Raw genomic sequence first — 12,630 nt, forward strand, 5'->3', positions numbered from 1 at the left:
GATGGGGTGTCATGGCTCCCAGATGATGACGTCGCCGAAGTCGCGAGGCGCGTATCTCACCGCTGAAATGGGGTCTGTCTTGACGGCCACCCAACCCTCGTTGCACTCACCTACCCGCAACTTGGTCTCCCCGTAGCTTTGGGGCCAAGTAATGGTGCTCAAGTCGTCCACCCGCCAGAACTGGAGTGCACTGGCCCCGGAGCCGCCGAGTCCGACTGACCACGGGTTGGTGCTGACGCGTGTGGTTCCATCAGCATTGGCGTCGGGGTGCGCTGCCGCGTAACAGACCCGTGCGAGGAAGCCGGCAGAGTCACTCGTGGTGTCAAGCTCGATCACCGAGACATCGAAGTAGCGCAGCGACACGGTCTCACCGAGCTGCACGGTTCGTGAGACCGCCTCGGATGGCCGTTGCCCTGTGCCAGGTGAATCCGGAGCTGGCGCCTGCCTCTCGATGAAGTAGTTCTCGTAGCTCACCGACATTGGCACTGCGGTCAATTCGTCAGCAGATGATGCCGTTGAGATGTCTCCTTCGTCTGACCACCAAACCTGATCCCCTTGGATGGTAAACGAGTCGATGGCTGGGCCGTGTTCACCCCCTCGGATCTCGTAGATCACCTCTATTTCTCCTGTGTCAGGAAGCGGTGATGTACCTCGGTACTCAGGCGTGGCCACCCGGTACTCGAGGTTGCATCCTGCCGAGCCGAAGCACTTCTTCTTGGTGATGTGCAGGGTGATGACGAAGTCTTCGGGCTTGACATCAAAGGATTCGGAAGTCTGGGGCTGGGGGGAAGAAGGAGAAGTTGCCGGTGCGGGAGCGATGGAAGGGCTGCTCTGGGTAGTCACTGTTGCCGTGCTTGTGACAGTGACCGTGGGCGCCGGCTGTTCAGGGCCGCTGCAGCCAGCTACAGCAAATGTCGCCACGGCGACCAAGATCATTGTGCGCAACCCGGACCCCTGCATACTTCCCCCACCTCATCCTGCGCGAGTGCCTTGACAAATTCTGCCCTACTCCACCATTCGGTAGGGACAAGGGCCAAGACGCGTAAGGTGGGACCGCGCCGCAGCGTCGGAGTCAGCCCTGGTGTCCGATCAGCCAGCGCACCCCGTACCGGTCCACCAGCGTGCCGACGTGGTCTCCCCATGACCGCTTCCGCAACGGGTCGATCACCTTGCCGTCTTCGGCGAGCGCGTCGAACCAGACTTCGAGCGTTTAGGGTTCGGCTGTGCCGATCAGTGAGAAGAACGTGCCCGCCATGTGCACGGTGTCGTTGCCGGCGCCGGCATCCGCCTCCCGCGATCTCGACTGGTCCATCCAGGGGCATGCCGTGCGTGATGGCGTCGGCCGGGCCGTCGGTGCGCCCCGCCTGCTCGTAAGTGAACAGCCTCGCCTTTCCGCCAAAGACGGATGCATAGAACTCGAACGGTTCGGCAGCTTGTCCTGGGAGCTGTAGGTAAGGGATCAGTCCATCCTGTGAGTGTAGGCCGAGGGCTCGACGAACAGCTGCCTGTGAAGGTCGATCGCGGGATAGTGTGACCGGATGGCAATGTCACCCAGTTCGCCTTCCGCCGAAGGAGTCGACGCACGAGGGCTGCTGCGTCTGTTGGACGCCCTCGAGACTCCCGGGCACGGCTTGCACTCCCTGATGATTGCGCGCCACGGAAAAGTGATCGCGGAGGGCTGGTGGTCCCCCTACGAGCGTGGACGGGTGCATCTGGGGTACTCGTTGAGCAAGAGTTTCACCTCGACGGTGCTGGGTCACCTTGTGGGTGAGGGCGTCATCTCGCTGGATGCGCCGGTGTGGTCCTACCTGTCAGATCTCGACTCGGTCCCGGAGCGGTGGCGCCGGGTGACGGTGCGTCACTGCATCTCGATGACAGTCGGGCACAGCGAGGACGCGTGGGACTGGCGCGGGGACGACGAGCCGCCGCGGTCGGATGACGACGGTGACGACGAACTCCTCTCCTTGATCCTTGAGCGCGAACCCGACGGCGAACCGGGCGAGGTCTGGGCCTACAACCAGGTGGGCACCTACCTGGTTGCGCAGGCTATTGCCGCAGCCACTGGGGAGCCGGTCTCGGCGCACGTGCGCCGGCTGTTGCTGGACCCGTTCGGTGGCGCCCCGGCGAAGGCCCAACGCACCCACCAGGGACGCGACCTGGGGTTCAGCGGACTGCACGTCACCACGCCGTCGATCCTGGCGCTGGCCCAGACCTGGCTGGATGGCGGCGTCTGGGAGGGCAGGCGGATCGTGCCCGTCGACTATGCCACGGAAGCCCCCATCCCCACCGCGGCTTCGATGGCTGGTGGAGCCGGGGACTGGGAACGAGGGTACGGCTACTCCTTCTGGAACCAGCGCCACGGCTACCGCGGCGACGGCGCATTCGGCCAGTTCGCCGTCGTACTGCCGGAACACGACACGGTGGTGGCCATCACATCCGAGACCGTTGACATGGCATCCGTGCTTGACCTGCTCTGGGAGCACCTCATCCCAGCGATGGATGGCACGTCCTACCCCGGTGCCGACGCCGAACTCGCCGACCGGCTGGCCAAGCTCCAGCATGTTCCACTTGGTGGGTCGGAACGCAGGTCCTCACTCACGCTCCCGCTGGCCGCGTCGTCGCAGCTTCCCCCGGCATTCGCTGAGGTGACGCTTGAGCCCTCCGATGACGGCCATGTCATGACGCTGGCGCACCCGGATGGCGGTCTGGTCACGCGGATCGGTGACGGGCGATGGGTCGAGTCGATCTGGCCCGCGCCGGGTGGGCTGGAGGTTGTCGTCGCCGCCAGTGGGGCCTGGCGGGACGGCTGCTTCGACGCCGAACTCCGCCTGGCCGAGACCCCACACACGATTCTGGTGCACCTTGACCCGGGTACTGGTGCGGCACGGCTCGTATGGCGTCAGATTCCGCTCACCGGCCCCCACCCGTTGAAGACTGCAGCCCACCCTTTCTGACCCGCCGGGTTGGTTTCGGCTGGTGCCGCTGGCGTGGACGGAGCGCCGGGCGTTGTCATAGCACGTGGTGCACGGGTAGATCCGGGCATGGCGTTTTGAGGTGGCAGCCCTCCACGACCGCCACCGGCCTACCGGCCCCAGCGACGGGTGCGCCTTCACCCTGTAACCCCGGCGGGAACCGGTGGTGCTGTCCGGGGGAGTCGACGTGGGCGGCCCGAAGCTCGGCCGGCGCCTGCCCCGGCAGAACCTGACCGGCACGCTCACGCACTCGCAGCGCGGATCTGTGGAGCCCGCTCTCGCCGTCGCCATGTTCGAGACGCTCGTAGAGGCGTGGCGGCCGATGTGCGGCTGGCTCACCAGCCGGGACGTCGCCGTCGCTGCCCGCCGTGGGGGGGGCAGGGAGATTCCCACTGGCTACCGGGTGTGGCTGCGCGACGACGTCGCGTCGTTCAGGTGGCTTGCCCGCGGCCTCACCTCCAGACCCTTCGCCGGCAGCGTCGTCCTCGCCGCTCCCGACCACTGGCCACCGGACCGGATCTCCGCCGGGCTCATCCAGACCTGCGAGCGCCGGCGTCGACGAACTCCCGCACTGACTAGGGCTGCCTCTCCGGCGCCGCGGTTTGACTCCCGTTCCCGGGCCGCTGTAGCTTCGCGGCATGAAGATGAGAATCGTTACCAATAGTGTGTTGTTTGGTGCCGCAGTAATGCTGGCCGGTTGTGGCGGGACCGCGCCCGAGGTGGACATCGACGGACCTGCCCAGGGCGTGGCCGACGGCACGTTCCCGATGACCATCCAGAACTGCGGCACGGACGTGGTGTTCGAGGCCCCACCCGAACGGGCCGTCTCGCTGAACCAGTCGGCCACCGAGATCCTCATCGCACTGGGACTCGAGGACCGCGTCGTCGGGACGGCCTACCAGAACCAGCCCGTGGCCGACGACATCGCCGCGGCCTACGAGGCCATCCCGCTGCTCTCCGACGGGATACTCAAGCACGAGACCCTCCTGGAGGCGGAGCCGGACTTCGTCTACTCGTCCTTCGCGTCGTTCCTGACCGCGGTGAATGCGGGCGAGCGCGCCGAGCTGCACGAGCTGGGTGTCCCGACCTACCTGACCGAGTTCGACTGCACCTACCACGAGGCCGTCGATGGCGGCGCGAAGTTCGAGATGCTGCTCGACGAGATCCAGACGATCGCCCAGATCTTCGACGTCCCCGAGGCCGGGGCGGAAGTGGTGGCTGACCAGCAGCGGATCATAGACGAGGGTCTGGCCGCGGCGGAGCAGATCGAGGGCACGCCGAAGCTCGTCTGGTTCTACTCGACGGCGGCCTCCGCGGCCACGCCGTCGGTGGCCGGACCCGGTGGACTGCCGCAGACGGTCACGGAGATGCTCGGCGCCAAGAACCTCTTCGACGACGCGGACACCAAGTGGCCCGAGGTCAGCTGGGACGAGATCGCCTCGCGTGGCCCCGACGTCATTATCCTCGGCGACCTCACCCGCGGCTACCCGGGTGACACGGCGCAGGAGAAGATCGACTTCCTCAAGAGCGACCCCCTGACCAGGACCATGGACGCCGTGGTCAACGAGCGGTTCATCATCGTCCCCGGGCAGTACATGGACCCCTCCATCCACACCGTCGAGGCCCTCCCGACGGTGGCCGAGGGCCTGGTGGGATTTGGAGACATCGAATGAGCGCCGAATCCCTCGCGGCCCTGGTGCAGGACTGGGACAACCAGCAGGCCGCCTACATCACCCACCGAGAACAGCGGTTCGCCATCATGTGCGACGCCATCGCGCACCTGCTCGCAACCTCCAGCGAGTTCGGTGACGACGGCGCGCGCCTCACGGTGCTGGACCTCGCCTGCGGCCCGGGAAGCCTCTCCCAGCGGTTGCTCGACCGGTTCCCCGCCGTCCGGGTGATCGGCGTCGACCATGATCCGGTGCTGCTGCACATCGCCCGCACCTGGCTCGATGAACGGCACCCGGGGCGGTTCATGGCCGTCGACGCCGACCTGGCCGGCAGCTGGTCAGAAGCGCTCGCCGGAGCCCCGATCCAGGCGGCAGTCTCCTCGACGGCGCTGCACTGGCTGGCCCCGCACCAGCTCGTGGCGCTCTACGAGCAGCTGGGACAGGTGCTGCCCGAGGGCGGCCTGTTCCTCAACGCCGACCACCTCCGCTATCACCCCGGGACGCAACCGTTCCTCACCGCCGGCGCCGCCGAGGACGACGCCCGCACGCAGCGGGACGCCCACCAGCGCGGCGTGCCCGACTGGGACCAGTGGTGGGAACAGGCTTCGGCCGAACCCCAACTCGCAGCGCTCCGGGTGGAGAGGGAGCGCCGGTTCGCCGACCGACCCCCGACGGCCGACGCACCGCTCGAACTGCACCTGGCCGCGCTGCGGACGGCGGGATTCGCGGAGGCGGGCGTGCTCTGGCGCTACTGGGACGACCTCGTGGTGCTGGCCCGACGATGACCACGGCGACCATCCCGGCGGAAAGGACCCGCCCGGACGCGTCGACGCCGAGCACCCCGTCGTCGCCTCCCGGCAGGCCGGGCAGACGACTCAGAGCGGGGCTGGTGCTGGTGGTCTTCGCGGCCGGCCTGGTGGCGTCGGTGCTGACGGCCGGGTTCATCGGGACCGCGAACATCGGGCCGGCCGACGTCTACGGGATCCTCGTGCGGCACCTGGGCCTGGGGGTGCTCGCGCCCGGGCCCGAGGCGTCGCCGCTGACCGACGCCCTGATCTGGGAGTCGCGGCTGCCGCGAGTGCTACTGGCTGGCGTCGTCGGCATGGGGCTGGCGGTCTCTGGCGCCGTGCTGCAGTCCATCACCCGCAACCCGCTCGCCGAGCCGTACTTGCTGGGAGTGTCCTCCGGCGCCTCCACCGGTGCCGTGGCGGTGATGATCCTGGGACTGGGATCCGGCGCGGTCAGTCTCTCGACGGGGGCCTTCGTAGGTGCCGTCGTCGCCTTCGCCATCGTCCTCGTGCTGGTCGGTGGCGGCCGGGTCTCCAACCCCGCCCGCGTGGTGCTCACCGGCGTGCTGGTCTCGCAGTTCTTCTCGGCCGTGACGTCGCTGGTGCTCATGCTCGACGGCGACGCGGACTCCACCCGCGGCTTCACCTACTGGCTGCTCGGCTCCCTCAGCGGGGCCCGGTGGGAGCCGCTGCTCATCGCTGGAGCGGTCATCCTCGTCGGCACCGGACTGTGCCTGCTGTTTGCCCCGGCCCTCGACGCCTTCGCGTTCGGATGGGACACCGCAGCCTCCCTCGGCATCAACGTCACCCGCGCCCGCGTGTCCCTGATGGTCCTGGCCGCGCTCGTGACGGCAGCGGCCGTTGCGGCGTCGGGCGCGATCGGTTTCATCGGCCTGCTCGTGCCCCATGTGGTCCGCCTCCTTGCTGGGCCGGGGCACCGTATGCTGCTGCCCCTTTCGGCGCTCGGCGGCGCCATCTTCCTGATCTGGGTGGACACGTTCGCCCGCTCGGCATTCTCGCCGCACGAGATCCCTGTCGGGGTGGTCACGGCGCTCCTGGGTGCTCCGGTGTTCGCGCTCGTGCTCCGGAAGGCGGCCGCCCGATGAGCGCGCTCACGGCCACGGGCATCACCTGGGTGAGGGGCTCCCGGCGCATCCTCGACGACGTCTCGCTCGAGGCCCGCCCCCGCGAGGTGCTGGGTGTGCTTGGACCCAACGGCGCCGGCAAGACCTCACTGCTGCGGATTCTGGCGGGACTCCGCCGTCCGGATGCGGGCGCCGTCCATCTCGACGGCGTCCCCGTGCGGGAGATGCCCAGGCGTGAACTCGCGCAGGGCCTGGCCATCGTCGAACAATCCCTCGAGGTGCATGAGGACGTCACGGTCGAGGAGACAGTCAACCTGGGACGCACCCCCTACCGCGGCACGTTCGAACCCCTCCGCGCCGAGGACCGTGAGGCGGTGGAGCACGCACTGCACGGGACCGGCATGGCGGCGTACCGCTCCCGCAGCTGGCACACGCTCTCCGGTGGAGAGCAACAGCGCACACAGCTGGCCCGGGCGCTGGCGCAGCAGCCGCGTGTCATCGTCCTTGACGAGCCGACCAACCACCTGGACATCCGCTACCAGTTGGAGATGCTGGAACTGCTCCGCCGCGAGCGCACCACCGTCGTCACGGCGCTGCACGACCTCAACCTGGCCGCGCGCTTCTGCGACCGCGTCGTCGTGCTCCGGGCGGGCACGGTCCGTGCGGCCGGGCTGCCCGCGGACGTCATCACGGACGAACTGATCGACGACGTCTACGGCGTTACCGCCGTCGTCGAGCCGTCCCCCCACACCGGGGCCCCCGTGGCGACCTACCTGCGGGTCAGCACGTGAGCCCTCGGCATTGCTGTACCCCACCTCGTGAATCAGGAACTCGGTGCTTTGTGAGTACTCGGTCAGTAGCCTCTTCACGAGGCTGCCAACAAATGGCAGTGGGCTTTGGGCCGGGAGGATCACCCGGCCCCCGGTGGCAGCACTCCCCGGATGACGGCCTCGACGACGAGCCACGGATCTCCGATGGCCAACGGCAAGACCGCACTGCTCCTGATCGAGTACCAGAACGACTTCACCACCAGCGGCGGCGCACTCCACGGCGCCGTGGAGGCCAACATGGCCGAGACCAACATGCTGGCCAACTCCAGCGAGGTGATGCAGGCCGCACGCGACGCTGGCGCAACCATCATCCACATCCCCATCAGCTTCAAGGAGGGCTACCAGGAGATCACCAACCACCCCTACGGCATCCTCTCCGGCGTGGTGGAGTCCAACGCCTTCGTCGCCGGCAGCTGGGGTGCGGAGATCACCGAGGAGATGAAGCCGGCCGACGAGGACATCATCATCGAGGGCAAGCGCGGACTGGATGCCTTCGGCAGCACCAACCTGGACTTCATCCTGCGCAGCAAGGGGATCGACCGGATCGCACTCGGTGGGTTCCTCACCAACTGCTGCGTGGAGTCCACCATGCGTAGCGCCTACGAGCGCGGCTACGACGTCGTGACCCTGACCGACTGCGTGGGTGCCACCAGCAACGAGGAGCATGCCAACGCCATCAAGTACGACTACCCGATGTTCTCCCGCCCCATGACGGGCAAGGAGTTCGTGGCCGAACTCTCCGGCGCGGAGGTGACAGACTCGAGTCGCGGCTACTGACGCGAACTCGCCGTCGCCTACGGTCCGGGGCATGAGCACTGACTGGCCCACGATGGTGCCGCATCAGGCATCCTGGCCCCCGGCAATCGCGTCGACATCGGCTCCGGTCAGTCGAGGAACGGAGGCGAGGAACTCGCGCGCCCAGCATCTTTCGGCGTCATCGGGCCGGCAAACGTGGTGACCCGGCGGTCAGGTCGTCGGCTCGAAGGTGAGGATACGTCGAGTCTGCGGCATCCCTGCCATGCTCGCGATCACGGCCAGGTGCTCGTAGAGGCCGCCCGGCTGCAGGTTGTCGGCCGACGACCGCCCGCCGAGCGCGAGCAGCGGCACGAAGCCGAAGCACTCCTCGAACCCCGGCACGCCCATTCGCTTTCGGGCATCCGGATACGGCTCCCACTCCCGTGCGGTCGCCCGCACCGCGGGATCCTCCAAGCGCTGCACGAGCTGCTCGAACGCGTGATCGGCGACGATGTCGATCGCGCCCCACCGTGCCTTGATGACCAGGTACAGCCCCTTGGCATGCACGATGAGATCTCCGAGCGCGCTCGCGAACAGCACCGTCGCACCTTTGGGCAGGCCGAACACGCCCTCCAGCATCTGCGCGGCCCGCGCGGGGTCCACGAAGCGGACGTACCCGTCGGAACCGACGAATCCGGCCCCGTGCTCACGCCACGCAGCAACCACCTTGTCGGGCACCTGGGGCGCGAACCGCGCGATCGTCTCCTCGGAGATCGGTGCGACCGGGGTGAATTCGATGAACGTGGGCATCAGGGCTCCTTGTGAGAGATGAGGAAGGTGTGTGGCTCGATCAGGCGTCGAACGCGGGGATCGGCACGTCGAAGCCTGCGAACGGTCCCGTCAACGCGGCGTATTGCGCGGCTGTGAGGCTGTGACGCGAGGCGATCGCGTTCGTGGCCGAAAGCACCGACGTGACCGCATCGGCGCCAACAGCTGCCACGCCACCGGTGAGGTCCATCTGTCTGACAGCATCGCGTGCGCGCTTCTCGAGCGAACTCTTCTCCGCAGCTGAGAGCTTCAATGCGCGTCGGGCTTCCTTGCGCGCGGGTGGTCCGATCTCCAGCGCCGCCGCCCTCACGACACCGATATCGGCACCCGTCAGTCGAGGAACGGCAGCGAGGAACTCGTCCACCCCGGCAGAGATCGTCACGCCTTCGCCTCGTCCGCAGAGTGCTTGGTCATCTGCTTGATCTTGCGGAAACTCGCGTTGAACAGTTCCGTGCGCACCGCGCCGGTCTGCTTGTCGACGAAATAGGCGAGGTTGTCCCAGCGGGCGAATGCTTCGCGACCATCGACGAGGAACTCTCGACTCCCCCAGGTCAGCAGGTAGTCCTGATCGTCCTCCGACCACGCACCCGTGAAATGCAACTGCCCGTTCAGGCTCGGCGGATGCTCACGAAAGTACTCGCGCAGCGCGCGCTCAGCATCTTGCGGTGTCAAGAGGATCCGCCGCGAGATGCGGACGACATCATGAGCGGTTCTCGAAAGGACGGATACGCTGCGCCGCCCGTTCCGATACTCAGCGAGCGCAGTCTCGACCGGAATCGACGATGCCGCGAAGAGCATCGATTCGTCCGGGCCGACGATGAGCACCCCACCGCCGCGCATCTCGGGATATACGTACACGGCTCCATCGTCGGGGAGGGCGACCGTTTTCAGCTCTGCATCCGGGAAGCGAGGCGCAAGCACCGCCTTCGCGAGTTCAGCCAAACGTGACTGCTCGGGGGTCAAGTCCATGTTTCGGTCCTCATTCAGAACGGGAGTCTGGGGGCGCGGTTGCCCAGCCACTCGAAGATCCCGTCCTCCATCGGGTCCTTCTCCCCCTCCGGGGGAAACTTGCTCGCTCGAGACAGCTCGACGTCGAGTGCACCCGTTTCGAGCACATACGAGACCCGGTACTCGGTCGGCGCCGGAACGTCTACTGCCGCGAACGCAGCCTCGGCGGCGCGCAGATCCGAGTACACCGCGTCATGGAGTGCCCTGACACGGGATGTGTCGGCCGCCAGCCCGTCGAGATCGCCCGGGAACTTCACCACGCCGGCTTGCTCGACATAGAGGTTCGCGTAGGTCACGCCGGACTCAGAGGAAGCGTAGAAGTACAGCGCGTCGATCTCCTCAACGCCACGCACGTACTCCGATCCGACACTGACCCAACCACTGATCAGCTCTCGCAGGATCTTCTCTTCAGCATGAGCTGTCATCCGTCTGCACTTCCTCTTGGTTGGCGTGGGTGAGCCCGTCGATCGCGAGCAGCGCGCGGAGCAGCCGTCCTGCCCGACCGGCTAGCCGCCGGGTTCCCGGTCAGCCCACGGGGCTCGTTCCGGTGTGCGGGTCGTCGTGAAGCGCAGGTGCGGATCGGACGGTTGCGCGACCTTCACCCACTCCTGCCGCTCCGCCGGGTCGAATCCCAAGCCGACCGCTCTGGGGTCGCGGGAGGTGACCATGACCCGACCCTCACTGCTCGGATACACCGTGACCGGCACGTCGCGGTACGTGCCGCGCTGCGCGACGCGGTAGCAGTCGAGCCGCTCGCCAGGAGCGATCGAACGTACGTATCCGCGGACACCGGCGACCTTCGCGAAGCCGGTCGCCGGCTTCGGTGACCACAGCGCCCACCCGCCGGCTCGGATGACGCGGTACTCCGCGGCACCGATGCGCACGTAGAGCCCGGCAGGCATCACCGCATCAGGCACCCTGGCCTCCAGCAATCGCGCCGACATCGGCTCCGGTCAGTCGAGGAACGGCGGCGAGGAACTCGTCCACCCCGGCAGAGATCGTCACGCCTTCGTGCCCTCCGCAGAGAAGTCGGTCATGTCGCCGATCTTGTCGAAGCTCGCGCTGAATACCTCAGCGCGAACCTCGCCGGTCTGCTTGTCGACGAAGTAGGCCAGGTTGTCCCATCTCGCGAACGCTTCACGTCCCTCGACGAGGAACTCTCGGCTTCCCCAGACGGGCATGTAGTCGCGATCATCTTCCGACCACGCTCCCGTGAAATGCAGTTCACCATTCAGTCGCGGAGGATGCTCCCGAAAGTAGTCGCTTAGTGCTTGCACAGCGTCTTGCGGTGTCAACATGTCCCGAGCGCCGTGCCGCCAGGGCGGAGGCAACCCGGGCTGGGGCGGCGAGCAGCAGTGAGGAGTCGGATGCCCGCGGGCGGCGTCGGCAACCCTGGAGGCGACGTCGCCCGAGAGCTGCAAGGTGAACAGCTGGTGAATGCTTGGGTGCCGGCAATGCGTTCGGCTGCCTGTCAGGCCTGCCCGGGATAGCGTTTCGTGCAATGGTTCCCGGCCGGGAACCCCGCACTCCCAGGAGCAGAAGATGTCCACCCCTCGCGAGTTCATCGACGCCTACATCTCCGCCTATGAGGCCCTCGACGTCGAGGCCTTCCTTGCGCTCTACGCCGACGACGTCCGTGTCTTCGACGCCGCCGTCCCCGACGAGTACCCGGACAAGGCCGCATGGCGCATCCAGGTGGAGGGCTGGTTCGGTTCCCTCGAGCGCGACGGCGAGGCCGAGTGCGACTTCGAGGACGTCGAGATCATCGAGTCGGAGGATCTTGCCGTCATCAACGCCCACCTCGAGTACGAGGGCACCATCCTCGGCGCCGACGAGGAGGTCGAGCTGGAGGTCCGTGCCACCTTCGTCCTCCAGCGGTTCGAGGAGCAGTGGCTGCTCGTCCACGAGCACACGTCCATCCCCGTGGACCTCGAGGATGACGAGGACGATGAAGATCCGGTGGAGCCGGAGCAGCTCGACTGATCACATTCCGGTTGCCGCGGCGATGTCGGTCTGGCTGAAGTCCTGCCCCTTGTACAGCAGTGGTCTACCCGCCACCTTCGCCGCCGCGTAGGCGAAACAGTCACCAAGGTTCAGCGCGGCGGGGTGGCGGCCCTTGCCGAAGCGTCGCCACGCTTCCAGTGCGGCCAGGGACTGCTCCTGGTCCAGCGGGACCACCGAGCATTCCAGGTCCGCGAGCAGTGCCTGGAGGTCGTCGGCGGCTTCGTGGCCACCCTTGGCCTCGGCGACGATCCCGGCCTCCACCAGCGTGGCCGCCGAGACAGCCAGCTCATTGGCGCCACTCATCAAGGACAGTAGGTGCTCCGCGTCTGGCTCGCCGAGGATGACTGACATCAGGGCTGACGTGTCAACGATCATGTGGGCAGTCCGCTCTGGTCGTAGCCGAGGATCTCGTCGGACGACCTGTCATCCAGGATCCTCCGGGCCCGGGCGCGTTCGATGTAGCGGTCCAGCCCGGGACGTCGCTTCTTCACGCGGTTTGCCCGTTGGATCCTGTCCAGCCGCTCCTCCATGGCTATGCGCACGGCCACGGTGATGCTCTCACCAGTTTCATTTGCCAACCGGCGGGCGAGTGCGTCGGTCTGCGGGTCCTTGATGTTGAGCGCCATGGCCCAACCTTATAGGAAGAATTCCACCATCGATGGTGGATTCGGTGGCGGCTGCACGGCATTTGAGCGTTGAGGCGAAGGTCT

The 12,630-nt window shown here is 67.1% G+C and carries 18 protein-coding genes; 9 read left to right on the forward strand and 9 right to left on the reverse strand.

The genetic code is table 11. The features are described from left to right. Positions 1-9: 9 nt before the first annotated feature. Entirely contained in the window at positions 10-936 is a 927-nt protein-coding gene (locus tag ACYU7G_RS02695) for a hypothetical protein (RefSeq protein ID WP_461104495.1), read from the reverse strand. Between the two features lie 287 nt (positions 937-1,223). On the opposite strand from ACYU7G_RS02695, the gene ACYU7G_RS02700 reads away from it, so the two are divergent. The 8 genes from ACYU7G_RS02700 to ACYU7G_RS02735 all read left to right on the forward strand — a co-directional run bounded on the left by ACYU7G_RS02700 (position 1,224) and on the right by ACYU7G_RS02735 (position 8,122). Further along, positions 1,224-1,451 carry a hypothetical protein gene (locus tag ACYU7G_RS02700; protein WP_461104497.1) on the forward strand — a complete coding sequence of 76 codons (228 nt, stop codon included), beginning with the start codon at positions 1,224-1,226 and terminating at the stop codon, positions 1,449-1,451. Positions 1,452-1,538: 87 nt separating this feature from the next. Further along, positions 1,539-2,954, forward strand: a complete 1,416-nt coding sequence (locus tag ACYU7G_RS02705; protein ID WP_461104499.1) for a serine hydrolase domain-containing protein — start codon at positions 1,539-1,541, stop codon at positions 2,952-2,954. A gap of 184 nt (positions 2,955-3,138) precedes the next feature. Next, positions 3,139-3,636 carry a hypothetical protein gene (locus ACYU7G_RS02710; RefSeq protein ID WP_461104501.1) on the forward strand — a complete coding sequence of 166 codons (498 nt, stop codon included), beginning with the start codon at positions 3,139-3,141 and terminating at the stop codon, positions 3,634-3,636. Between the two features lie 22 nt (positions 3,637-3,658). Next, positions 3,659-4,645: an ABC transporter substrate-binding protein gene (locus tag ACYU7G_RS02715; protein WP_461104503.1), complete on the forward strand. Its 987-nt coding sequence runs from the start codon at positions 3,659-3,661 to the stop codon at positions 4,643-4,645. Beyond that, positions 4,642-5,427: a class I SAM-dependent methyltransferase gene (locus ACYU7G_RS02720; protein WP_461104505.1), complete on the forward strand. Its 786-nt coding sequence runs from the start codon at positions 4,642-4,644 to the stop codon at positions 5,425-5,427. The genes ACYU7G_RS02715 and ACYU7G_RS02720 overlap by 4 nt, the downstream gene beginning before the upstream one ends. Further along, the gene (locus ACYU7G_RS02725; RefSeq protein WP_461104507.1) at positions 5,424-6,536 is read left to right on the forward strand and encodes a FecCD family ABC transporter permease; all 1,113 of its coding nucleotides are present in this window, start codon (positions 5,424-5,426) and stop codon (positions 6,534-6,536) included. Before ACYU7G_RS02720 ends, ACYU7G_RS02725 begins: the two co-directional genes overlap by 4 nt. Beyond that, on the forward strand, positions 6,533-7,306 hold the full coding sequence (locus ACYU7G_RS02730; protein ID WP_461104509.1) for an ABC transporter ATP-binding protein: 774 nt from the start codon (positions 6,533-6,535) through the stop codon (positions 7,304-7,306). The genes ACYU7G_RS02725 and ACYU7G_RS02730 overlap by 4 nt, the downstream gene beginning before the upstream one ends. Positions 7,307-7,489: 183 nt before the next feature. Next, positions 7,490-8,122, forward strand: a complete 633-nt coding sequence (locus ACYU7G_RS02735; protein ID WP_461104511.1) for a cysteine hydrolase family protein — start codon at positions 7,490-7,492, stop codon at positions 8,120-8,122. 189 nt (positions 8,123-8,311) lie between these two features. Here the strand turns inward: ACYU7G_RS02735 and ACYU7G_RS02740 are convergent, their stop codons facing one another. The 6 genes from ACYU7G_RS02740 to ACYU7G_RS02765 all read right to left on the reverse strand — a co-directional run bounded on the left by ACYU7G_RS02740 (position 8,312) and on the right by ACYU7G_RS02765 (position 11,097). Then, positions 8,312-8,890 carry a T6SS immunity protein Tdi1 domain-containing protein gene (locus ACYU7G_RS02740; RefSeq protein WP_461104513.1) on the reverse strand — a complete coding sequence of 193 codons (579 nt, stop codon included), beginning with the start codon at positions 8,888-8,890 and terminating at the stop codon, positions 8,312-8,314. A 40-nt stretch (positions 8,891-8,930) separates the two neighbouring features. After that, positions 8,931-9,290 carry a hypothetical protein gene (locus ACYU7G_RS02745; protein ID WP_461104515.1) on the reverse strand — a complete coding sequence of 120 codons (360 nt, stop codon included), beginning with the start codon at positions 9,288-9,290 and terminating at the stop codon, positions 8,931-8,933. Further along, positions 9,287-9,877 (reverse strand): hypothetical protein, encoded by a 591-nt coding sequence (locus ACYU7G_RS02750; RefSeq protein WP_461104517.1) that lies wholly within the window; start codon positions 9,875-9,877, stop codon positions 9,287-9,289. The genes ACYU7G_RS02745 and ACYU7G_RS02750 overlap by 4 nt, the downstream gene beginning before the upstream one ends. A gap of 14 nt (positions 9,878-9,891) precedes the next feature. Further along, positions 9,892-10,341, reverse strand: coding sequence for a hypothetical protein (locus tag ACYU7G_RS02755; RefSeq protein ID WP_461104519.1), 450 nt, complete (start codon positions 10,339-10,341; stop codon positions 9,892-9,894). A gap of 81 nt (positions 10,342-10,422) precedes the next feature. After that, on the reverse strand, positions 10,423-10,833 hold the full coding sequence (locus ACYU7G_RS02760; protein ID WP_461104521.1) for a hypothetical protein: 411 nt from the start codon (positions 10,831-10,833) through the stop codon (positions 10,423-10,425). 84 nt (positions 10,834-10,917) lie between these two features. Next, entirely contained in the window at positions 10,918-11,097 is a 180-nt protein-coding gene (locus ACYU7G_RS02765; RefSeq protein WP_461104523.1) for a hypothetical protein, read from the reverse strand. Between the two features lie 361 nt (positions 11,098-11,458). On the opposite strand from ACYU7G_RS02765, the gene ACYU7G_RS02770 reads away from it, so the two are divergent. Beyond that, complete coding sequence (locus tag ACYU7G_RS02770) at positions 11,459-11,899, forward strand: YybH family protein (protein WP_461104525.1); 441 nt, start codon at positions 11,459-11,461, stop codon at positions 11,897-11,899. Here the strand turns inward: ACYU7G_RS02770 and ACYU7G_RS02775 are convergent, their stop codons facing one another. Together ACYU7G_RS02775 and ACYU7G_RS02780 are read right to left on the reverse strand one after the other, a co-directional pair. Next, positions 11,900-12,295: a type II toxin-antitoxin system VapC family toxin gene (locus ACYU7G_RS02775; RefSeq protein WP_461104527.1), complete on the reverse strand. Its 396-nt coding sequence runs from the start codon at positions 12,293-12,295 to the stop codon at positions 11,900-11,902. Continuing rightward, positions 12,292-12,546 (reverse strand): type II toxin-antitoxin system VapB family antitoxin, encoded by a 255-nt coding sequence (locus ACYU7G_RS02780; protein WP_461104529.1) that lies wholly within the window; start codon positions 12,544-12,546, stop codon positions 12,292-12,294. Before ACYU7G_RS02780 ends, ACYU7G_RS02775 begins: the two co-directional genes overlap by 4 nt. Positions 12,547-12,630: the final 84 nt, after the last annotated feature.

The sequence above is a fragment of the Tessaracoccus terricola genome (genome assembly GCF_054776555.1).

Coding starts and splice junctions, on each gene's coding strand:
- ACYU7G_RS02720 (WP_461104505.1), top strand. CDS start 4,642: ATGAGCGCCGAATCCCTCGCGGCCCTGGTGCAGGACTGGGACAACCAG.
- ACYU7G_RS02730 (WP_461104509.1), top strand. CDS start 6,533: ATGAGCGCGCTCACGGCCACGGGCATCACCTGGGTGAGGGGCTCCCGG.
- ACYU7G_RS02715 (WP_461104503.1), top strand. CDS start 3,659: ATGCTGGCCGGTTGTGGCGGGACCGCGCCCGAGGTGGACATCGACGGA.
- ACYU7G_RS02735 (WP_461104511.1), top strand. CDS start 7,490: ATGGCCAACGGCAAGACCGCACTGCTCCTGATCGAGTACCAGAACGAC.
- ACYU7G_RS02755 (WP_461104519.1), bottom strand. CDS start 10,341: ATGACAGCTCATGCTGAAGAGAAGATCCTGCGAGAGCTGATCAGTGGT.
- ACYU7G_RS02695 (WP_461104495.1), bottom strand. CDS start 936: ATGATCTTGGTCGCCGTGGCGACATTTGCTGTAGCTGGCTGCAGCGGC.
- ACYU7G_RS02750 (WP_461104517.1), bottom strand. CDS start 9,877: ATGGACTTGACCCCCGAGCAGTCACGTTTGGCTGAACTCGCGAAGGCG.
- ACYU7G_RS02770 (WP_461104525.1), top strand. CDS start 11,459: ATGTCCACCCCTCGCGAGTTCATCGACGCCTACATCTCCGCCTATGAG.
- ACYU7G_RS02740 (WP_461104513.1), bottom strand. CDS start 8,890: ATGCCCACGTTCATCGAATTCACCCCGGTCGCACCGATCTCCGAGGAG.
- ACYU7G_RS02725 (WP_461104507.1), top strand. CDS start 5,424: ATGACCACGGCGACCATCCCGGCGGAAAGGACCCGCCCGGACGCGTCG.
- ACYU7G_RS02765 (WP_461104523.1), bottom strand. CDS start 11,097: ATGCCCGTCTGGGGAAGCCGAGAGTTCCTCGTCGAGGGACGTGAAGCG.
- ACYU7G_RS02780 (WP_461104529.1), bottom strand. CDS start 12,546: ATGGCGCTCAACATCAAGGACCCGCAGACCGACGCACTCGCCCGCCGG.
- ACYU7G_RS02775 (WP_461104527.1), bottom strand. CDS start 12,295: ATGATCGTTGACACGTCAGCCCTGATGTCAGTCATCCTCGGCGAGCCA.
- ACYU7G_RS02705 (WP_461104499.1), top strand. CDS start 1,539: ATGGCAATGTCACCCAGTTCGCCTTCCGCCGAAGGAGTCGACGCACGA.